This window comes from Yersinia fenwicki, assembly GCF_043099325.1.
Classification (GTDB): domain Bacteria; phylum Pseudomonadota; class Gammaproteobacteria; order Enterobacterales; family Enterobacteriaceae; genus Yersinia.
Window position 1 is genome coordinate 4,430,621 of sequence record NZ_CP170755.1, and the last position, 20,161, is coordinate 4,450,781.

Here is a 20,161-nt window from a genome sequence, read left to right on the forward strand (position 1 = left end):
GGCTTTTTTTGACTTTCAGCGAAAATGTGGTTTTTGTTGAACTGACCAAAAAACATTTTGTTTGAAGACATATTGTTTGAATAACAGTTAACGAATTATTGCTGGAAACGTGATCAATCTAACACCTTGCCGATTGACCGTAAAGAAAGTAAAGCTATCCCAACAATTATAATGCCTATCTCTTGCCAAAGTCATGATCGCAATGGCTCGGTATTAGGTAAAAAACCTTGATGGCCTGTGGCTATCACACTGACAGCCTTCACCGGTCAATGGTAGGATGGGCCGTAAAATATAAAAACGGTAACAAGCAATGTTAGACAAAATTATTCGAATTGCCACGCGACAAAGCCCGCTCGCCTTATGGCAAGCACATTATGTTCAACATTTACTGCAAGCCAATCACCCTGACCTGCAAGTCGAATTGGTGCCAATGGTGACCCGTGGGGACATCATTCTGGACACGCCACTGGCAAAGGTTGGTGGTAAAGGTTTGTTTGTTAAAGAATTAGAGCTAGCCCTATTGGAAGGCCGGGCAGATATTGCCGTTCATTCTATGAAAGATGTCCCGATTGCCTTCCCTGAAGGGTTGGGTCTGGTCACCATTTGCGAACGGGATGACCCTCGCGATGCTTTCGTATCAATAAATTATGCTCATTTGGATGAACTGCCCGCTGGTAGCATTGTAGGCACGTCAAGTTTGCGCCGCCAGTGTCAATTGCGTGAACGCCGCCCTGATCTGATTATCCGTGATCTACGCGGTAACGTCGGCACGCGTCTTGCCAAGTTAGATAAAGGTGAATACCACGCCATTATTTTAGCCGTTGCTGGCCTCAAGCGCCTTGGGCTAGAAACGCGAATTCGTTATGCCATGCCTGCTGAGGAGTCATTGCCTGCTGTCGGTCAGGGTGCTGTCGGTATTGAATGCCGTCTCGATGATGATTTTACCCGCCAACTACTGGCACCATTGAATCATCGCGAGACTGAATTGCGCGTATGTGCAGAACGCGCTATGAATACCCGCCTTGAAGGAGGTTGTCAGGTGCCTATCGGCAGTTATGCCGAATTGGACGGCGATACGATGTGGCTTCGCGCGTTGGTCGGAGCCCCAGATGGCAGTGAAATTATTCGCGGTGAACGCCGAGGGCCAGCTGAAAATGCAGAGCAAATGGGTGTTGAGCTGGCCGATGAGCTACTATCACGGGGTGCCAGAGAGATACTGGCTGAGGTTTATCAGGATAACACACCGCTATGACGATTCTGGTCACCCGCCCATCCCCTGCCGGGGAGCAGTTAGTCAGCCGCCTGCGTGCGCTGGGCCGGGTTGCCTATCATGCACCGTTGATTGATTTCTCACCCGGCGATGACCTACCCAAACTGCCCGCATTACTGCAAGATATGCAGGCGGGTGATTTAGTTTTTGCTTTATCACAAAACGCAATTCGCTATGCTAACCCGCTGTTAAAAAGAAATAACCTGTCATGGCCCGCACAGTTATCTTATTATGCTATTGGCCGTAACACGGCATTAGCATTACATACTGCCAGCCGCTTGCACGTCACCTTCCCCCCAACGGGAGAAACCAGCGAGATGCTATTATCATTACCCGACCTGCAACAGCTGACAGGTAAGAAAGCACTGCTATTGCGCGGTAATGGTGGGCGAGAGCTTCTTGGTGAAAGCCTGGCGGAGCGGGGTGCAACGGTGACTTTTTGCGAATGTTATCAACGCAGCCCTATTTTTTATGATGGCAGTGAACAAAGTGCGCACTGGCAGCGTTCCGGAGTCGATATTCTGGTCGTTACCAGCGGCGAAATGCTACAACAGATCTATACTTTAGTTCCTGATTATTATCGTTCTTCCTGGTTGCTCCGCTGCAGGTTAGTGGTCGTGAGCGATCGTTTAGCGGCCTTAGCAGCTCAAATGGGCTGGAGCAAGATCCGGGTCGCAGAGAATGCTGATAATGATGCGCTGATCCGCGCACTACAAGATTTTTAATAAACCTGAAACCTGACTATGGGATGCCCAATATGACGGAACAAAATACCCCATCCGCACCAGTGGAAGAGACAACCACCGCGGCGGAGAGGCACCAACAGCCAGAACCAGAAATCCGCCGGGAGAAAAAAACCGGGCCAATTCTGGGCGCCATTGCTATTGCACTGGCCATCGCGCTAGGTGCCGGGCTTTATTATTACGGACACCAGCAGGCTCAGTTACAAGAAGCGGCAAATATTGCGCTGCAAGAACAGTTAGCCGAATTAAAACAGAGTCAGTTGCAGGAAAAACAGCAGCTTGAGTCATTGTTGCAACAGCAAGGCAAAGCGCTGGAGGTGGCTGACCGCCAACAAACATCGCTGACGCGCCAATTAAATGAGTTACAAGAAAAAGTCGCGACTATTTCAGGAAGTGATGCCAAAACCTGGTTACTGGCACAAGCTGATTTTCTGGTGAAAATGGCAGGGCGTAAACTCTGGAGTGATCAGGATGTCACCACTGCTGCCACATTACTGAAAAGTGCCGATGCCAGCCTGGCTGATATGAATGACCCAAGCCTTATCGACGTGCGTCGGGCCTTAACCCAAGATATCAGCACCCTTTCGGCAGTTACGCAGGTCGATTTCGACGGGATTATTCTCAAACTGAATCAATTGTCGAATCAGGTCGATAACCTGCGTCTCGCTGATAACAATATTGATGATTCCCCGATGGATGCCAATAGCGATGAACTGTCCAGTTCATTAGCCGAGTGGCGTCAGAATCTCACCAAAAGCTGGCACAGCTTTATGTCAGATTTTATCACTATCCGCCGCCGCGATAGCAGCGCGGAGCCACTGTTAGCACCCAATCAGGACGTTTATTTACGTGAGAATATCCGCTCCCGCTTACTGGTTGCGGCTCAGGCCGTGCCTCGCCATCAGGATGAAGTGTATAAGCAGTCGCTAGAGACAATTTCTACCTGGGTTCGCGCCTATTTTGATGTGAATGATCCGAATACTAAGGCGTTTCTGGATGAATTAGAGAGCCTGAGTCAGCAGTCAATTTCAATGGACGTACCTGATCAATTGAAGAGCCAGCCAATGCTGGAAAAATTGATGCAAACCCGGGTTCGTAACTTACTGGCACAAGCGCCAGTTGCCGCTCAGGGGGAATAAGTATGCTGCGAGTGTTACTGTTATTCCTCATTCTGACCGCCGGGATCGTCCTTGGCCCCATGCTGGCCGGTCATCAAGGTTATGTACTGATCCAAACTGATAACTATAACGTCGAAACCAGTGTGACCGGTTTAGTCATTATGTTGGTCTTGGTATTGGTGGCGTTCCTGATAGTGGAATGGATATTGCGCCGTATTTTCCGCACCGGTGCACGTACCCGTGGCTGGTTCCTCGGCCGCAAACGTACCCGTGCCCGTAAGCAAACCAAAGCGGCGCTCATCAAATTGGCAGAAGGTGATTTCAAGCAAGTTGAGAAGTTATTGACTCGCAATGCCGATCACGCCGAACAACCAATGGTGAACTATCTACTAGCAGCAGAAGCCGCTCAACAACGCGGTGATGAATTCCGTACCAATCAGTATCTGGAACGGGCAGCTGAAGTGGCTGACACCGACCAGTTACCGGTCGATATTACCCGGGTGCGGATTCAACTGGCACAGGGGCATGTTCATGCCGCACGCCATGGTGTTGATCGGCTACTGGATCAAGCACCACGTCATCCGGAGGTGCTGCGTCTGGCTGAGCAGGCTTACCTCCGTTCCGGTGCTTACAGCTCATTACTGGAAATTTTACCTGCAATGAGCAAAGTGCAGGTACACACCGCCGAGGAAATCGCCGCGCTGGAACAGCAAGCTTATATTGGCATGATGAATCAGTGTATGGCAGAAGAAGGAAGTGATGGCCTGAAACGCTGGTGGAAAGATCAAAGCCGCAAGGTACGTAATGAGATCCCACTGCAAGTAGCCTTGGCGGAGCATCTGATTGAATGTGATGATAGTGATGTGGCCCAGCAGATCATTTTGGATGGTCTGAAACGCCAGTATGATGAACGGTTGGTGTTGTTGATCCCGCGGTTGAAGTCCGGCAATCCAGAGCCAATAGAGAAATCATTACGTCAGCACATCAAACAGCACGGAGCCACACCGTTGCTCAATAGCACTTTGGGTCAGTTGATGCTGAAACATGGCGAATGGGAGAAAGCCAGTGAGGCCTTTAAGGCTGCGCTCGCACAGCGCCCAGACGGCTATGATTATGCATGGCTGGCTGATGCTCTGGATAAGTTACACCGCCCTGAAGATGCCGCTCAGGCTCGCCGCGAGGGGTTATTGCTCACACTCCGGCAGAATGGCGAGTCACTTTGATGGTACGCGAGCAACTAGTGAGTGAAGGGTTTACCGCACCTAGGGGCGCTCCAGCGACTTACGTACTTTGGTTTGAAACTAAAAGTGCCCCCTTGGTTCAGCTTTAATCGTCATCTAAAGGCTCTTTTGGAAGGATGAGGTTAATGACAAAGTGTCCGTAGTAGTGAAAACAGGCAGATCGTAAAGACGCCGTAAATACATCCTTGTAGGCTCGAGCCGCGCCATCCCTGCAGTGGACGCTTTACTTTTCTACCTGTCCTCACGAGTCGTTGGGGTTAGTCAGCAGTCTGAGGCTCCTTTGGGAGCCTTTTCTTTACCCCTGGTTCGGCTAAGTGCGTGCAGCTAACGACCCTGCAGCTTCAAGGACGACGGGTAGGCAAAAAAAACGCTTGCCGATAAGGGCAAGCGTCTGAAATTTTCAGGTCTACAGACAACAATGTCGGTGCCTCACTCAACGTTATGCCCGGTATGTGATGAAGATATTCAACATCGTTTACATGGACAATAGGCACCCTAAAATCGGCTCTGCGTCATCCCTGGGTTTATGAAGCTAAATTGGCTATAAAAACCAGGCTATCATAATAAGTGGGATGAGCATCTACACAGTAGATAATGCAGTTAGCGTGCCAAGTTTGACAGCAGGTCAATTTTTTACTCCCCCATCCTTAAATAAACTCATAATTAACTGATAATTAATAATTTTATTTTCTTGCTAACTCGTAGTGCAAAATCTCACTTCCACTATCCTAGGTTTAATCCTACCAATGTGATCTGTCGCTACAAAACGACGATATAAGCCATCAATTATTTTATTTATATTTATCATGCTTTTATACGTCTCCATTTAGAGACAAAACATTCATCTTTTGTCGCAGAAAACCAACACCCTGCACTTCATCTCATAAAAAGAAGATCGGCTCCTGCCATCAGGCAAATTTGATCAAAGAGCGCCAACAGCGGTTTCTTATGCAAGTGGAACGGATACAACGATGGATAGCAGAATGAAAAACAGGAGGAGAGATAATATGGAAATCGATTTGATACGAGCAAGTTGGGAACAAAGTACAGACGAAAAAAAACCCGCATTGCGGGGTTTCTTCTGAAATTGGTCGGCGAGAGAGGATTCGAACCTCCGACCCACTGGTCCCAAACCAGTTGCGCTACCAAGCTGCGCTACTCGCCGATTTCTTACTGCTTACTCTACATGGTCTCTCGACCTATGTCCATGTAAATCTTAATAAAATCTACATGTTTTGTGTGGTGCGAAGGGAGGGACTTGAACCCTCACGTCCGTAAGGACACTAACACCTGAAGCTAGCGCGTCTACCAATTCCGCCACCATCGCATGTTCCACAAAATTTGGGGTGGCTAATGGGGCTCGAACCCACGACAACTGGAATCACAATCCAGGGCTCTACCAACTGAGCTATAGCCACCATAACTTCCTACTACTTACAGCCTACTTCGACTTCGTCGTACGCGGCAATCTTACCACCGCAGCTCTTGCACACAAAATTAATGGTGCGCCCGACAGGATTCGAACCTGAGACCTCTGCCTCCGGAGGGCAGCGCTCTATCCAGCTGAGCTACGGGCGCTTAGCGCCGTTGCGGGTGAGGATACTACGGTTTTAATACTTGGCTGTCTAGTGCTTTTTTAGAAGAAATGGTGTGTTTGCTTACGCTTTGCACACTCTGCCGCAAAAGTCAGCCATGGATAGCCCTCACTCCGCCTTATTCGCTGGTTTTATAGCCGTTTAATTTCGACGGGTACCTTTTTGTGCATTCCCAGGCAAAAATAGCAGGCTGTCACCAAGCCAAGGAAAATCACCCCAACCAACAAAGATAGCCGGGTATCCGGGTTAAGTCCCATCCCCACCAGCACACAAATCAGGAAAGCGATTGTGAGGTAGTTTACATAGGGGAACATGATGGATTTAAACGGATGTTGTTTCAGTGCCTCAACATGCGCCTGGCGAAAACGGAGTTGGCTCACCAACACCACGAACCATGGCACCATGCCCGGCAGCACACTGGCACTGTAAACATACACAAACACCTGCTGTGGATTGGGAATGATGTAGTTAAGGCTAGAACCCACCATCAAACATAAAATAGTGACTGCAATGCAATAAACCGGAACACCACTGGCAGACAGCTTGGTCAGGCAAGCGGGTAACTGACGGTTCTTCGCCAAAGCATATAGCATACGTCCGCCGCTATACATGCCACTATTACAACCCGACAGCGCTGCCGTGAGCACCACAAAGTTGATAATCCCTGCGGCTGAAACTATTCCTATCTTGGCGAAGGTTAGTACAAACGGGCTGCCCCCAGTGCCAATACCGTCCCACGGGAAGATAGTGACAATCACGAAAATCGCCCCAACATAGAAAATGAGGATACGCCAGAGGATGTTATTGATAGCACGTTTTAGTGTGACCTGAGGATTTCTGGCTTCGCCAGCCGTAATTCCGACCAGTTCGACCCCCTGATAAGATGCCACCACAATACACAACGCAAACATGAAGCCTTTCCATCCCCCGGCGAAGAAACCGCCGTGTACCGTCAGGTTATCAAAACCGATAGGTTGGCCATGATTGCCAAAACCGAAGAAAATAACCCCTAACCCCACCAAAATCATCACAATGATGGTGGTCACTTTGATCATCGCAAACCAAAACTCCAGCTCACCATACAACCTGACCGCCGCGAGATTAGCAAGTGCGACTATCGCCACCCCAGCAATGGCCGGTAACCATTGGGGGATTTCCGGGAACCAAAACTGGACATACACACCAATCGCAGTAATTTCAGATATCCCCACCGCTATCCACATAAACCAATAACCCCAAGCCGTCAGGTAACCAAAATAGGGGCTAAGATATTTATGTGCATAAACAGCAAAAGAGCCTGCAACTGGCTCCAGATAGAGCATTTCGCCCATGGATCGCATAATGAAAAATACAAACAAACCGGCAATGATATAAGCCAGTAATACCGACGGCCCAGCCCATTTTAATGTACTGGCGGAGCCCATAAATAACCCAACACCAATGGTACCGCCCAACGCTATCAGTTCGATATGCCGGGCTTCCAGCCCACGGTGTAATCCTTTTTTCTCTTCGTTGTCTGCCATATATCCTCTATAAACTGACTGGTGTGTCTGCTCCGGATGTCCCGGTTCTTGTTGTTATTCAATATAAGATTAACGACCAAATGAAATATTTAGCTTAATTATTAATACAGATTAAAGAATAGGAAAACGGACCATAGAAAACCCCTGCGCTCACCACAGAACCGTAACCGGCCGGTATCGTTCCGTATCTGAGTCAGATAAGCAAACAAGAAACTAAAACTTTATGGAATAAATATAATTAAATTGATTCCAGAATGGAATTAAGAGAGGGGATATCAATCAAGAGAATGGATAGGAAAGGTTTCATAGTATCAGGGCCGACTTGCCCCTGATGTATACCCAAGTTGCTTCGAGATACAGGTAGGCGGCAACCGATTTGAACAGCATTTATGCTAGCCCGCAGGGTGAGCCTCAAGGGTGAGCCTCAAGGGTGAGCCTCAAGGATGAGGCTCATTAATCCCCCGGAGCTTAGATAACTAAGTGACTGGGGTGAGCAAGGGCAGCCAACACCCCTCCATCTTGAAGGGCGACGGGTAGAGAAGATTATTACAAGCGACCGCTATAATAATAACCAACAAATTTCAGCAATTTGAACTGACGGCGAATACGGCTGGGTTGAGCCAGAAGGCGATAGAGCCACTCTAACCCCATATTCTGCCATATCTTAGGCGCACGTTTAACATGGCCGGTAAAGACGTCGTAAGTCCCGCCAACCCCCATATAGAGCGCATTAGGGTAGACCTTGCGACAATCACGCATAAACATTTCCTGTTTAGGCGACCCCATGGCAACAGTGACAATTGCTGCACCACTGGCAGCAATCCGGGCAAACAGCGCTTCGCGTTGCTCCGGTGTGAAATAGCCGTCCTGGCTCCCGACCAGATTCACATTCCATTGCGCACGCAATTTAGCTTCAGTTTCTGCCAACACCTCAGGTTTACCACCGACTAAAAATACCGGTATCCCTTGCTGACCCGCGCGCTGCATCAGTGCTTCCCACAAGTCAGCCCCTGCCACTCGTGACAGTTTCGCCTGTGGATATTTACGGCGAATAGCGCGGACCATACTGATACCGTCAGCGTACAGATACTCAGCCTCAGTAATCAACTGACGTAATGCCGCATCGTCTTCCGCTTTTAGTAGTTTCTCAGCATTCATTGCCACCAACGTGCCCGTTTTCACCGGGCCACTGCTCAGCAGATGATCCAGCGTCTGCTCCATGTCTCGAAAACCCCAGATGTCGAAGCCACGAACACTATATTTCGGAATATCAATAGATTTTGGAATCTCAGTGTTCTGTTCCATCATAATCCTTACAGTTGGCTGCTCTCGTGCGGTACGGATAACGGCTTCGGCTTACCAATATGGCGCTGCACCCGTTGCTTGATTAAACCCGCCGTATCGAACAACCAATACAACAATTTCGCCAGTATTAAACAGGCACCAAAAATCACACAGAAAAATACCACTCGCGAGACAAAGGAATCTAACCCTTCCCGCGCTAACACGATGATGTTAAACACAGCGCCAAAACAGAAGCTTTGCAGGATGGCGGCTTTGTAGCGATTCTTCTCAGCCTTACCTTGTTCATACAGCCAGTCGAACCATTTAATGATTAATCCCACAACAATGGCACCCAGCGGAATAAACAGCACCCCACCCATCACTACCAGAGAGCCTATCAACGTTGGGGAGATTGCCAGCCCTGAGTGGTTATCAAGCACGTCCCAGGTAAAGTAATTAGCAGTATTCAATACCAGGTCTGGTCGAGCTGGCCATAAGGAACTGGGAATAAATACGTAGAAATCACGAATAATCGGTGCCAATCCCTGAAAATCTATTTTGTCGTAATTCTGGAGTAACAACCCAAGATTTTCCCACGGCGAGAAAGTATCGCGCGTCAGATAAAGGAATGTATAAAACGCCTCTGCGCCGTTGACATCCAAACCGTAGCGCTTCAAGGCCAACCAGAACATGCCGACAATGCCAAAGACGCCCGCCGCTGCTAGCATCCACAGTGTTATCCAGCCGCGGACAATACCGATAAATAGGAATAATGAGAATGCAATAATGATATTCGCACGGGTGCCGCCGACAATCACATAAGTCAGGATGCCAAACGCCACCGTGCTTGCCAGGAAGAAGAACCAGGCACGCATATCCTGCTTGAGGAAGTAGACCACCAACATCGCCGGGATAAAGAAGTAGAAAAAGCGCTTCAGCGCCACACCAGAGACATCGCTGGAGAAGATTTTACTGTAAGAATCGAGTTTAAATAGCAGAAAACCATTCTGCATAAAGAAGATTCCCACCGTGCCGATAGCCACCAGCGCCAGCAGTATCCAAGTCAGATTGGTTTCTACCCGATTCATCGTAAATATCGGTGCCTGGGGCTGGCTGCGTGGCTTACGTAACCGCGTCTTATAGCTCACATAGTAAATGCCATAAAAGGCCGTGGCTGACAGCATGGCATACAGCAGGTATTCAACAGGCACCACCGCAACACCAAACTGGAATACCAGCATGCAGGTCAGTGGGAAGCCAAAATAGAACGTCAACAAATAGAGCATTGAAAACAAAACGTTGAAGTTAAAGCGCACCCGCCTAAACTCCTGATACGTCAATGTCAGGATAAAAATAACGGCTATCAAATAGACGCTGAAAAGACCACCAAATTGCCCCAGCGTCATGGGTGTTCTCCTGCGGCAAGCGCCAGCGCCTGTTGCCAACCTTCAATATAATTAGGATTAAAGAACGCGATAGCGTGCTTATCCAGCCCTGCTAATTGGCGCTGTGCCTCGCGAATCAATGGTTCGTCCAGTGAATCACCGTAGAAAAGCACCGGAATATGCTGCTCGGCTAAATCCTGCCAGAACGGATTCTTACGGCTCAAAACAAAGGGCACGCCAAACTGAGTCAATAAACACAGGGTGCCAATACCTTGCTGACGATTAAAAATAAAATAGCCTAAATCGCATTCGCGTAAGATATTCAGATAATCGTCGAACGGGATCTGTTCCGTCAGAATGCGCAAGTTATCGCGGGCAAACAACGCCAGACCCGCCTGCCTAACCTGCTCAATATAAAGCTCATTATTGGCTGGATACCCCATCGGTAGAATCACTCTGGCATCAGGGCCAAATTGTTGATGAATAGCCTTTAGCGCCTCAATATGCCGATTAGTCGTATCACCTGAATTCCCTACCAGAATAGTCATTGGACCTGCCAGCGGCTTATCAATATTGACACCTGTTAACGCCGGATCCATGCGGGTTGGGAAATAGAGCAGTGACGCGGGTACGCGCGGATGGCGCTGTTGGAAATGAATTAAATCGCCACGAGTAGCAAAAACATGCCCTACTCGCCCTTGCGCAATACGGCGCAGTAGATAAAACAGACGGAACTTCAAGCTCTTGGCATCTTCGTATAAGTCTGCGCCCCAAATATGCCAATAGACCTGATGCGGTTTGATTTTCCCACTCAGCAACGCCAGCCATAAAGTAGTATTAAACTGTCCATGCCAGAAAAAGCGCGTATCGCGGGAGGCCTGGGCGCGGGCAATAACTGCTTCAGCCAGGGCTTTTTTATTGCAGTGCGTCTCGATTTCCAATTGAGGAAATGATGAGAAAGGGGCGGTCTCTTTTGCCGCCACCATAAAGTGCCTGGCCTGCTCGGCAGGTACACGAGTGCTCAGCACATCATTAAAGAAGCGCAATACAGTCAGATTATGGTGCGGGATATCAGATCCCAGTACATGAATCAGGGTTGTCATTTTTTTCTACTGTAAAGAGTGTTTACGGTGATGAATGTCTACGATACATAAGGAACACGCAGCTACAGAGTGCAAAATAGACGATATAAGTCGCCATATAAGCCTGTGCTGCGCCCAAAGAGCCATTCATTGGGATTAACCAATGGGCAAACCCGGTCAACAGTAAGAACTGGCTGACTTCCGTCAGAATGTAAAAACGTAAAGACGCTTTGGCAATCACCAGATAGCCGAACACGTAAGACCCGACCTTCAATACATCACCGACCAACTGCCAGGCGAAAAGGTCGCGCATGGCCGTAAACTGATGAGAAAACAACAGCCAAATAGCAAAATCACGTAATAACCAGACCATCAAACTGGCGGTCGCCACTGCCGGTAACACAAATTTCAATGAGCGCAGAATTTCACGCGAAATATCTGCTTTTGCTTTGAGCCTTGAGAGTGTCGGCAGTAAATAAACCGTAAATGACGCTGTGATAAATTGTAGATAAGCATCTGAAATACTGCTTACCCCTTGCCAGATCCCAACGGCATCCCAACCATAGCGGTCAGCCAGCAGGTTACGCATCATCACATAAGCAACCGGTAAGGTCACTGAGGTAATCAACGCCATGATGGTAAATTTACCCAAATGGCTCGCTAATGCTTTGTCCCAGCTAAGTTTAAGATAGCTTAACGGAATGGTTTTGCGTCGAATGAGCATCGCAGCCGCAGGGATAACCACCAGCGCAGGAACTAATGCCAGGCCTACCAGCGCGCCGGGATAACCCCCTATGCGGAAACAAATATAGTACGCGACCACACCAATCAGGCTACCGCCAATCACCGCCAGCGCATTCCCCATCGCATCGCGATAACCTTTGAGAATAGCCAGGAACAGATTGGCGTAGGCAATCCCCATTTGGATAAACGCCACTGCCCGCACCACATTCTGGTAATCAGCATGGCCAAGTAATGCGATGCTGACCGGCTTGGCCGCCAGCAGGAAAATCAGTGCCAGCAAGGTTGAGAAACCCAACACAATCGCCGATGAAGTCCCCAGCACGGCCCGCAAACGTTCAGGTTGCTGATGGTATTCAGCAACATATTTAGTAATGCCGTTAAAGATACCTGCGCCGGAGAGCACGCCCAATACCGTAATTAGCTGGCGGAAGTTACCCGCCTGCCCTACACCGCTAGGGCCAAAGGTCACCGCCAGCAGTTTAACCACTAACAGCCCTACGCCGATCTTAATCAGCGTAGAGCCAGCAGTCCAAATCGATGCTTTTGCCAGAGACATATCAGGCGAAGAAACTCAGAACAGTATTAATGACCGTGCTCTGATTCACATCAGTCAGGTTATAGAAGATAGGCAAGCGCACCAGACGTTCACTTTCTTTGGTGGTGAAGCGGTCTTCACCGGCCATACGCCCAAACTCTTCACCCGCCGGGCAAGCATGCAATGGAATATAGTGGAAGACCGCCATGATCTCAGCTTCTTTTAAGTAACTGATGAAAGCTGAGCGCTCTTCGATATCACGAAGTTTGATATAAAACATGTGCGCGTTTTGTACCAGATTGTCGGGAATCACCGGCAAATCAATGCGCCCAGCATCAGCTAACGGCTTGAACGCATTATAATAGGTATTCCACAGCGCCAGACGACGTTGGTTGATTTGATCTGCTGCTTCCAACTGGCCCCATAGATAGGCGGCTTGTAAATCAGACATTAAATAGCTGGAGCCAATATCACGCCAGGTGTATTTGTCGACCTGACCACGGAAGAACTGGCTACGGTTAGTGCCTTTCTCGCGGATAATTTCTGCACGATCAATCAGTGAGGGGTCATTGATAAGTGTTGCCCCCCCTTCACCACCCGCGGTGTAATTTTTAGTTTCATGGAAGCTAAAGCAACCAATATGGCCGATAGTGCCCAGAGCTTTGCCTTTGTAAGTTGACATCACGCCCTGTGCGGCATCTTCTACCACAAATAAATTATGCTTTTTCGCCAGCGCCATGATGGTGTCCATCTCACAAGCTACGCCTGCATAATGAACCGGCACAATAACCTTGGTTTTGTCGGTGATGGCGGCTTCAATTTTAGTTTCATCAATATTCATGGTATCTGGACGAATATCGACAAACACCATTTTCGCACCGCGCAGTACAAAAGCATTGGCGGTAGACACGAAAGTGAAGCTTGGCATGATAACTTCATCGCCTGGCTTGATATCGAGCAGCAACGCGGCCATTTCCAGTGAGGCGGTACAAGAAGGCGTCAACAAGACTTTCGGGCAATCGAAGTGTTTTTCCATCCACTGCTGGCAGCGATGGGTAAAGCCACCATCGCCACATAATTTGCCGCTGGTGATTGCTGCCTGCATGTAACCCAGTTCAGTGCCGACTACCGGTGGAGCGTTAAATGGAATCATTTCATCCCCTACATAACCAATACGCGGTGCTCTCAATCGAGGCACCACTGCGAATATAAAGACGTAAAGCAGCAACATTGCTCATCTGCGTGGCTACTCGTAACCGGTGTAACCCATGGCTCTGGCACCACTGCTTTGCCGCCGACATTAATAATGAACCTATACCTTTACCCTGCGCATCTGGAAATACCGCTAACAGGCCAATACGCGCGCTGCCATCTTGCAAATCGCGTAATGTCACAAAACCCGCTGGCTGGCCAAATGTATCCATCACCAACAAACATTGATGGTCAAAAGTACCAAGCACGGCCTTTTCAGCCCATAATGCATAAAATCGCCCGCTGTCCTGTGGGTCATACCACGGAGCGCGAAAACGGCTCAATGCAAAAGCTCGGGCTGCGACACTGCGCAATAGCGGGATATCGGCGGTTGTTGCAAGCCGCTGTTGATAGGCTCCAGTATCTGTCGCAGATGAAGCATTTTCCGTGCCAACCTCATCTTTTTCCTCAACTAACAGAGCCAGATCAACCTCACCTTCGACTAACTTGAAACCAAGCTGGCCGAGGGAGTCAATGAGGTCAAGGCGATGAGTCGGTACTTTGGCTTGGATCAGGGTAAAAACATCCAACTCAGCCGGGTTAAGTTGCGGGGCTGAGTCGGAGAAGTTCAGTTTTGCACTGTGGCGCTGGAAAAATTCACTTTCCCAGGCCAGTGGCTCAATACTGGCGCGGACGGGCATGGAGCAAGTCCAACAGATATTTGCCATAACCGGTTTTGGCTAACGCCGTAGCTGCGCGTTTGACACCATCGTCATCCAACCAGCCATTGCGCCAGGAGATTTCTTCCAAACAGGCAATTTTGAAACCTTGCCGTTTTTCAACGGTTTGTACAAAGGTACTGGCTTCAATCAAGCTGTCATGGGTGCCAGTATCGAGCCAGGCAAAACCACGGCCCAATAATTCAACCGTCAGTTCACCGCGCTCTAAATACATTTGGTTGATGCTGGTTATTTCCAGCTCACCGCGTTCCGATGGCTTAACTTGTTTAGCAAAATCAACCACTTGATTGTCATAAAAATAAAGCCCGGTCACCGCCCAATTAGATTTCGGCTGGCTTGGTTTCTCTTCAATCGACAACGCGCGGAAGTTGTCATCAAACTCCACCACGCCAAAACGCTCTGGGTCCATGACTTGATAGCCAAAAACAGTCGCCCCGTGCTCACGCGCCGCAACGGCTTTCAATTTCGGGCTAAAGCCCTGGCCGAAGTAGATATTATCGCCGAGTACCAAACAGCAAGGTTCATTGCCGATAAACTCTTCGCCGATGATAAATGCTTGTGCCAGCCCATCGGGGCGAGGCTGCGCGGCATAACTCAGATTGATACCAAACTCGTCACCATTGCCGAGCAAGCGCTGGAAAGACGGCAAATCTTCAGGAGTAGAGATAATCAGAATGTCACGGATCCCGGCCAGCATCAGCACTGACAGCGGATAGTAAATCATCGGTTTATCGTAGACCGGAAGCAGTTGCTTAGAAACGCCACGGGTGATGGGGTGCAACCTCGTGCCGGAACCGCCAGCCAGAATTATGCCTTTCATACGATCTCCTGAGACATACAATGTCTTGAAAACATCATTGTCTTGAAAACATCATAGTTTTGAAAACATCATGCAAAATATTGAATGATGTCATCCCAATGATTAATAAAGTTCGAACCTATCGTCAGTCACCCAACGAAATACTCTATAGATTTCAAGGTGCAGGAAGGCGACAAGCCAGGAAATTCCGATGAGCTGACATAAGTCAGTGATTCGGGTGACCGAGCGCAGCCAACACATCTGCAACTTGAAAGATGAAGAGTATCAGTCACTCAAGCCCAGACGCTCACCAGCGTAAGAACCATCCTGAACTCGCTGCCACCAAGATTTATTATTCAAATACCATAATACGGTCTTGCGGATACCACTTTCGAAGGTTTCCTGTGGTCGCCAGCCCAGTTCGCGCTCAATTTTGCTGGCATCGATGGCATAGCGCATATCGTGGCCTGGGCGGTCTTTGACATAGGTAATCAGGTCACGATAGTGAGCAATGCCCGCCGGTTTTTCTGGAACCAGTTCATCCAAAAGTGTGCAGATGGTCTCAACCACTTCAATATTCTTGCGCTCGTTATGGCCGCCAATATTGTAAGTTTCGCCCACTACACCTTCAGTCACCACTTGATACAAGGCCCGAGCGTGATCTTCGACATACAGCCAATCACGAACCTGTGCGCCATTGCCATACACTGGCAGCGGCTTACCCGCCAGCGCATTCAAAATAACCAGCGGGATCAATTTCTCAGGGAAATGATACGGGCCGTAGTTATTAGAGCAATTGGTCACCAAGGTCGGTAAACCGTAGGTCCGCAACCAGGCGCGGACTAGATGATCGCTGGAGGCCTTGGATGCTGAATAAGGGCTACTTGGCGCATAAGGCGTGGTTTCGGTGAATAAATCGTCGGTTCCGTGCAGGTCGCCATACACTTCATCAGTGGAGATATGATGGAAGCGAAATGCCAATTTTTTCTCAGCATCCAGCGATTGCCAATAATGGCGCGCGGCCTCCAACATCTGGTAAGTGCCCACAACGTTGGTTTCGATAAAAGCAGCGGGGCCATCTATAGATCGGTCAACATGACTTTCTGCTGCCAGATGCATTACCACATCTGGCTGATATTGTGCAAAAACACGATCCAACTCAGCACGATCGCAAATATCAACCTGTTCAAAAGCGTAGCGCTCACTCTGAGCGACAACCGCCAACGACTCCAAATTGCCGGCATAGGTGAGTTTATCCACCACCACCACACTGTCTGAGGTGCCATCGATGATATGTCTTACCACTGCGGAGCCGATAAAACCGGCCCCACCGGTGACCAGAATACGTCTCAACGCCATACTCCTTTGGTGTCAACAATCCACGATTGCTTCACATCTTCAGGTTTGATTGCCTTGAATTGGCTGTGGTCTACCAGCATCACCAGTACATCCGCTTGCTGCAATGCAGTTGCGGTGTCTTTCAAGGTCACGTGACCCGCCAGCGATTTCGGTAATTGCTCAACATTCGGCTCAACTACCAGCGTTTCACCGGTATGCCATTGTGCGATGAGATGGGCGATTTCAACTGCTGGGCTTTCACGCAGGTCATCAATATTGGGCTTAAATGCCAAGCCGAAACAGGCAATTTTCACTTCAGAAGCACGTTTATCGGTAGCTGCCAAACAATCAGCAACTGCCGCTTTAACACGGTCAACAACCCACAGCGGTTTACCATCATTCACCAAACGAGCGGTGTGAATCAGGCGGGCCAGTTGTGGATTTTGCGAAACGATAAACCAAGGGTCAACCGCGATACAGTGGCCACCGACACCTGGGCCTGGCTGCAAGATATTTACGCGTGGATGGCGATTCGCCAGGCGAATCAGCTCCCATACATTGATTCCCTGCTCATCACAAATCAGCGACAGTTCGTTGGCAAAAGCAATGTTAACGTCGCGGAAGCTATTTTCGGTCAGCTTGCACATTTCTGCGGTGCGGGAATTAGTCACCACACATTCGCCTTCCAGGAAGATTTTGTACAATTCACTCGCGCGTGCAGAACACTTCGGTGTCATTCCGCCAATAACGCGATCATTTTGAATCAGTTCTACCATCACCTGGCCTGGCAATACGCGCTCAGGGCAATAAGCAATGTTAATATCAGCCTCTTCACCGGCATGCTGTGGGTAGCTTAAATCAGGGCGAGCTTCAGCTAACCATTGCGCCATTTGTTCAGTCGCACCGACGGGAGAGGTGGATTCCAGAATGACCAAGTCACCTTTTTTCAACACCGGAGCGATAGATTTAGCGGCTGATTCGACATAAACCATATCCGGCTCATGGTCGCCTTTAAACGGTGTCGGTACGGCAATAAGAAACGCATCTGCTGCCAGTGGTTTGGTTACGGCTTGTAGGTAACCGCCTTCGACAGCAATCTTCACCACTTTATCTAAATCCGGCTCCACGATATGGATAGCACCGCGATTAATGGTTTCAACCGCATGGGCGTTGACATCCACACCAATCACTTTCTTCTTGCGCGACGCGAAAGCAGCAGCAGTTGGCAGGCCAATATAACCAAGACCGATAACAGAAATAGTTTCAAAACTCATAGCGTCACCTGATGATTCTTTAAAGCTTCAAGGATGCGTTGACAGGCATGCCCGTCACCGTAAGGATTATGCGCCCGTGTCATTTGATGATAGGCAGTTTCATCAGCCAGCAACCGGGTCACTGCATCGACAATTTTATTAATATTTGTGCCAACCAACAAAACCGTACCGGAATCGACAGCCTCCGGGCGCTCAGTGGTGTCCCGCATGACTAATACCGGTTTACCTAATGAAGGTGCTTCTTCCTGAATACCGCCGGAATCCGTCAGGATCAGATAAGCATGGTTCATGAGATAAACAAACGGTAGATAATCTTGTGGATCGATCAGGATGATATTATCAATCCCTTTCAAAATACGGTTGACCGGCTCGCTGACATTCGGGTTGAGATGCACTGGATAAACCACTTGCACCTCAGGATGTTTAAGTGCAATTTCAGCTAATGCGCTGCAAATCCGCTCAAAACCGCCACCAAAACTCTCACGACGATGGCCGGTAACCAGAATCATCTTTTTATTGGTATCGAGGAACGGATAGCGCTCCGCCAGACTGGCACGTAACTCGGGACTATTCATCACCCGATCCCGCACCCAAAACAGCGCATCAATCACGGTATTACCGGTCACAAAGATGCGATTGTCCGGCACCATTTCACGTAACAGATTTTGTCGCGAGTTTTCCGTAGGTGCAAAGTGATACATGGCCAGATGCCCCGTCAGTTGACGGTTGGCTTCTTCTGGCCACGGAGAATAGAGGTTCCCAGTTCGCAACCCCGCTTCAACATGGCCGACAGGGATGCGATGATAGAATGCAGCAAGACTGGTCGATAACGTCGTGGTGGTATCACCATGTACTAGAATAACGTCCGGCTTAAACTCAGCCAGCACCGGCTTTAGCCCTTCCAAAATACGACAGGTTATTTCCGTTAATCCCTGTCCCGGCTTCATGATATTCAAATCATAATCCGGTTGAATCTCAAATAAACGCAGCACCTGATCCAACATCTCACGATGTTGGGCAGTGACACAGACTCTTGATTCAAAGGCTTCATCCTGAGCCAAGGCATGCACCAGAGGAGCCATTTTAATGGCTTCAGGCCGAGTGCCGAAAACAGTTAACACTTTCACAGTGAATCTCTTTAAGGTCAGTTAACCGCAGACAATGCCTGCAAGTTGGACGCACAATGCGCCCATTACTTTAAGTCTACTACTCAGTACGACTGGTGCGACGAGCCAACACCACGCCAGCACCCACCAATGCCCCAATCGCACCCCACATAATCAGCAGGAATACACGACGTGGGCTATCACGAGTCACTGGATCTTCTGGCGTACGTAAGTAGCGGTAAGTCTGGAATGTTTTATCCAGTGTCGGGCCGACGTTCAAAGTGGCCAGCATGGCGCGGTTCTGATCGTAATCAATATCAAAACTTGGTCCGGTAACCTGCAATGTCTCTAAACGGGCTTCAAGCATCGGCTTACCCAACATAAACATTTTTGAGTCAGGCAATTGCTCAGCTGGAGTGTCCGTTTGAGTACGGTTAATCCCTTGCTGGCTAGCCACTTTCAATGCTTGAGTCACTGCTGCAACTTCACGGTCAAATACGGCTTTAGCCACCGCTTCCTGCCGCTTGACCTGCGCTTTCATAGATTGGGTTCTGGCAGCCCATGCACCTTGAATTTCATCATTCAAATGGCTGGCCGCACGTTGACTGGCAAAATCAATATAACTGCGCAGTAATTTATTAGAGTCAGAGGCTGTTTCTGCCGTCAATTTGATACTGTCATTCAGTATTTTTTTATCATCACGCGGCGTGAAAACAATATTATTCACCAGCTCATCCAGTAATGCGGCATCTGCCTTAGCATCACCTTCCACCCGTTGTTTGTAGTAATCGGTTTGTAGCCAAAAGTCACGACGGGTATCGTAAGCAGCTAACTGAGTGATGAACTCACCGTAAGCTTCGTCGGAAATACCGGGCTGCTCACTGCTTGCAGTGCTATTGATTCGAGTATCCAGGTTGCGTAAGAATTGCTGCTGGGAATAATAGCCACCCAAATTATTGACGGTTGGTCGGTCTGTAATGGCTGTTGCGCTCCACTGTTGTTTCACCAGATAGGAAACCCCCAGCGCAATGGCAGCAAAAAGAATGGCCATACCGATAATCCACACTTTACCGCGCCAAAGAGTACGGCACAGGCTGCGGATATCTAACTCGTTATCCACAGGAAGCTCATTATGGGTAGACTCTGTTTTATCAGTCGACATAGATTCTGGTTTCATCACTGCCTAAAAACCT

Annotated in this window: 16 protein-coding genes, 4 tRNA genes and 1 pseudogene; 4 read left to right on the top strand and 17 right to left on the bottom strand. The window is 48.9% G+C overall.

Annotated features, from left to right (window positions below; translation table 11 throughout):
• Nucleotides 1-310: 310 nt before the first annotated feature.
• Genes hemC through hemY form a run of 4 tightly spaced genes read left to right on the top strand, consistent with a single transcriptional unit; the run spans nt 311 to nt 4,354 of the window.
• Entirely contained in the window at nt 311-1,252 is a 942-nt protein-coding gene (gene hemC, locus ACF3VQ_RS20080) for a hydroxymethylbilane synthase (protein WP_392432698.1), read from the top strand.
• The gene (hemD, locus tag ACF3VQ_RS20085) at nt 1,249-1,995 is read left to right on the top strand and encodes a uroporphyrinogen-III synthase (protein ID WP_392432699.1); all 747 of its coding nucleotides are present in this window, start codon (nt 1,249-1,251) and stop codon (nt 1,993-1,995) included. Before hemC ends, hemD begins: the two co-directional genes overlap by 4 nt.
• Nucleotides 1,996-2,027: 32 nt before the next feature.
• On the top strand, nt 2,028-3,152 hold the full coding sequence (gene hemX, locus ACF3VQ_RS20090; RefSeq protein ID WP_392432700.1) for a uroporphyrinogen-III C-methyltransferase: 1,125 nt from the start codon (nt 2,028-2,030) through the stop codon (nt 3,150-3,152).
• Between the two features lie 2 nt (nt 3,153-3,154).
• Nucleotides 3,155-4,354, top strand: coding sequence for a protoheme IX biogenesis protein HemY (gene hemY, locus ACF3VQ_RS20095; protein WP_011815337.1), 1,200 nt, complete (start codon nt 3,155-3,157; stop codon nt 4,352-4,354).
• A gap of 103 nt (nt 4,355-4,457) precedes the next feature.
• On the opposite strand, the pseudogene ACF3VQ_RS20100 reads toward hemY, so the two are convergent.
• From ACF3VQ_RS20100 to wzzE, 17 genes and pseudogenes are all read right to left on the bottom strand, one after another.
• Nucleotides 4,458-4,556 (bottom strand): annotated as a pseudogene (locus ACF3VQ_RS20100) (gluconate 5-dehydrogenase); the annotation flags it as partial.
• Nucleotides 4,557-5,460: 904 nt separating this feature from the next.
• Nucleotides 5,461-5,537 (bottom strand) — tRNA-Pro (locus tag ACF3VQ_RS20105).
• A gap of 75 nt (nt 5,538-5,612) precedes the next feature.
• Nucleotides 5,613-5,699: transfer RNA gene (locus ACF3VQ_RS20110), tRNA-Leu, on the bottom strand.
• 15 nt (nt 5,700-5,714) lie between these two features.
• A tRNA-His gene (locus tag ACF3VQ_RS20115) sits at nt 5,715-5,790 on the bottom strand.
• Between the two features lie 83 nt (nt 5,791-5,873).
• Nucleotides 5,874-5,950, bottom strand: a tRNA-Arg gene (locus ACF3VQ_RS20120).
• 148 nt (nt 5,951-6,098) lie between these two features.
• Complete coding sequence (locus ACF3VQ_RS20125; protein ID WP_392432701.1) at nt 6,099-7,490, bottom strand: amino acid permease; 1,392 nt, start codon at nt 7,488-7,490, stop codon at nt 6,099-6,101.
• Nucleotides 7,491-8,036: 546 nt separating this feature from the next.
• A complete protein-coding gene (gene wecG / locus ACF3VQ_RS20130; RefSeq protein ID WP_392432702.1) occupies nt 8,037-8,795 on the bottom strand; it encodes a lipopolysaccharide N-acetylmannosaminouronosyltransferase in 759 nt (252 codons plus the stop codon).
• Between the two features lie 8 nt (nt 8,796-8,803).
• The gene (gene wzyE / locus ACF3VQ_RS20135; protein WP_392432703.1) at nt 8,804-10,180 is read right to left on the bottom strand and encodes an ECA oligosaccharide polymerase; all 1,377 of its coding nucleotides are present in this window, start codon (nt 10,178-10,180) and stop codon (nt 8,804-8,806) included.
• Nucleotides 10,177-11,262, bottom strand: coding sequence for a TDP-N-acetylfucosamine:lipid II N-acetylfucosaminyltransferase (locus ACF3VQ_RS20140; RefSeq protein ID WP_392432704.1), 1,086 nt, complete (start codon nt 11,260-11,262; stop codon nt 10,177-10,179). The genes wzyE and ACF3VQ_RS20140 overlap by 4 nt, the downstream gene beginning before the upstream one ends.
• 22 nt (nt 11,263-11,284) lie before the next feature.
• Nucleotides 11,285-12,541 (bottom strand): lipid III flippase WzxE, encoded by a 1,257-nt coding sequence (gene wzxE / locus ACF3VQ_RS20145; protein ID WP_392432705.1) that lies wholly within the window; start codon nt 12,539-12,541, stop codon nt 11,285-11,287.
• Nucleotide 12,542: 1 nt separating this feature from the next.
• Nucleotides 12,543-13,673, bottom strand: coding sequence for a dTDP-4-amino-4,6-dideoxygalactose transaminase (gene rffA / locus ACF3VQ_RS20150; RefSeq protein ID WP_392432706.1), 1,131 nt, complete (start codon nt 13,671-13,673; stop codon nt 12,543-12,545).
• A 1-nt stretch (nt 13,674) separates the two neighbouring features.
• Nucleotides 13,675-14,412 carry a dTDP-4-amino-4,6-dideoxy-D-galactose acyltransferase gene (gene rffC, locus ACF3VQ_RS20155; RefSeq protein WP_392432707.1) on the bottom strand — a complete coding sequence of 246 codons (738 nt, stop codon included), beginning with the start codon at nt 14,410-14,412 and terminating at the stop codon, nt 13,675-13,677.
• Nucleotides 14,390-15,271 carry a glucose-1-phosphate thymidylyltransferase RfbA gene (gene rfbA, locus ACF3VQ_RS20160; protein WP_392432708.1) on the bottom strand — a complete coding sequence of 294 codons (882 nt, stop codon included), beginning with the start codon at nt 15,269-15,271 and terminating at the stop codon, nt 14,390-14,392. Before rfbA ends, rffC begins: the two co-directional genes overlap by 23 nt.
• Before the next feature lie 264 nt (nt 15,272-15,535).
• Nucleotides 15,536-16,609: a dTDP-glucose 4,6-dehydratase gene (gene rffG, locus ACF3VQ_RS20165; protein ID WP_392432709.1), complete on the bottom strand. Its 1,074-nt coding sequence runs from the start codon at nt 16,607-16,609 to the stop codon at nt 15,536-15,538.
• Entirely contained in the window at nt 16,600-17,862 is a 1,263-nt protein-coding gene (wecC, locus tag ACF3VQ_RS20170) for a UDP-N-acetyl-D-mannosamine dehydrogenase (RefSeq protein WP_392432710.1), read from the bottom strand. Before wecC ends, rffG begins: the two co-directional genes overlap by 10 nt.
• Nucleotides 17,859-18,989, bottom strand: a complete 1,131-nt coding sequence (gene wecB / locus ACF3VQ_RS20175) for a non-hydrolyzing UDP-N-acetylglucosamine 2-epimerase (protein ID WP_392432711.1) — start codon at nt 18,987-18,989, stop codon at nt 17,859-17,861. Before wecB ends, wecC begins: the two co-directional genes overlap by 4 nt.
• A gap of 79 nt (nt 18,990-19,068) precedes the next feature.
• Nucleotides 19,069-20,145, bottom strand: a complete 1,077-nt coding sequence (wzzE, locus tag ACF3VQ_RS20180; protein ID WP_392432712.1) for an ECA polysaccharide chain length modulation protein — start codon at nt 20,143-20,145, stop codon at nt 19,069-19,071.
• Between the last annotated feature and the right edge of the window lie 16 nt (nt 20,146-20,161).

Excerpts from the sequence above, each read along its gene's own strand:
- ACF3VQ_RS20125 (WP_392432701.1), bottom strand. The coding sequence starts at position 7,490 with ATGGCAGACAACGAAGAGAAAAAAGGATTACACCGTGGGCTGGAAGCC.
- wzxE (WP_392432705.1), bottom strand. The coding sequence starts at position 12,541 with ATGTCTCTGGCAAAAGCATCGATTTGGACTGCTGGCTCTACGCTGATT.
- wzyE (WP_392432703.1), bottom strand. The coding sequence starts at position 10,180 with ATGACGCTGGGGCAATTTGGTGGTCTTTTCAGCGTCTATTTGATAGCC.
- ACF3VQ_RS20140 (WP_392432704.1), bottom strand. The coding sequence starts at position 11,262 with ATGACAACCCTGATTCATGTACTGGGATCTGATATCCCGCACCATAAT.
- rffG (WP_392432709.1), bottom strand. The coding sequence starts at position 16,609 with ATGGCGTTGAGACGTATTCTGGTCACCGGTGGGGCCGGTTTTATCGGC.
- wecC (WP_392432710.1), bottom strand. The coding sequence starts at position 17,862 with ATGAGTTTTGAAACTATTTCTGTTATCGGTCTTGGTTATATTGGCCTG.
- rfbA (WP_392432708.1), bottom strand. The coding sequence starts at position 15,271 with ATGAAAGGCATAATTCTGGCTGGCGGTTCCGGCACGAGGTTGCACCCC.
- hemD (WP_392432699.1), top strand. The coding sequence starts at position 1,249 with ATGACGATTCTGGTCACCCGCCCATCCCCTGCCGGGGAGCAGTTAGTC.
- wecG (WP_392432702.1), bottom strand. The coding sequence starts at position 8,795 with ATGGAACAGAACACTGAGATTCCAAAATCTATTGATATTCCGAAATAT.
- rffC (WP_392432707.1), bottom strand. The coding sequence starts at position 14,412 with ATGCCCGTCCGCGCCAGTATTGAGCCACTGGCCTGGGAAAGTGAATTT.
- hemY (WP_011815337.1), top strand. The coding sequence starts at position 3,155 with ATGCTGCGAGTGTTACTGTTATTCCTCATTCTGACCGCCGGGATCGTC.
- hemX (WP_392432700.1), top strand. The coding sequence starts at position 2,028 with ATGACGGAACAAAATACCCCATCCGCACCAGTGGAAGAGACAACCACC.
- wzzE (WP_392432712.1), bottom strand. The coding sequence starts at position 20,145 with ATGAAACCAGAATCTATGTCGACTGATAAAACAGAGTCTACCCATAAT.
- hemC (WP_392432698.1), top strand. The coding sequence starts at position 311 with ATGTTAGACAAAATTATTCGAATTGCCACGCGACAAAGCCCGCTCGCC.
- rffA (WP_392432706.1), bottom strand. The coding sequence starts at position 13,673 with ATGATTCCATTTAACGCTCCACCGGTAGTCGGCACTGAACTGGGTTAC.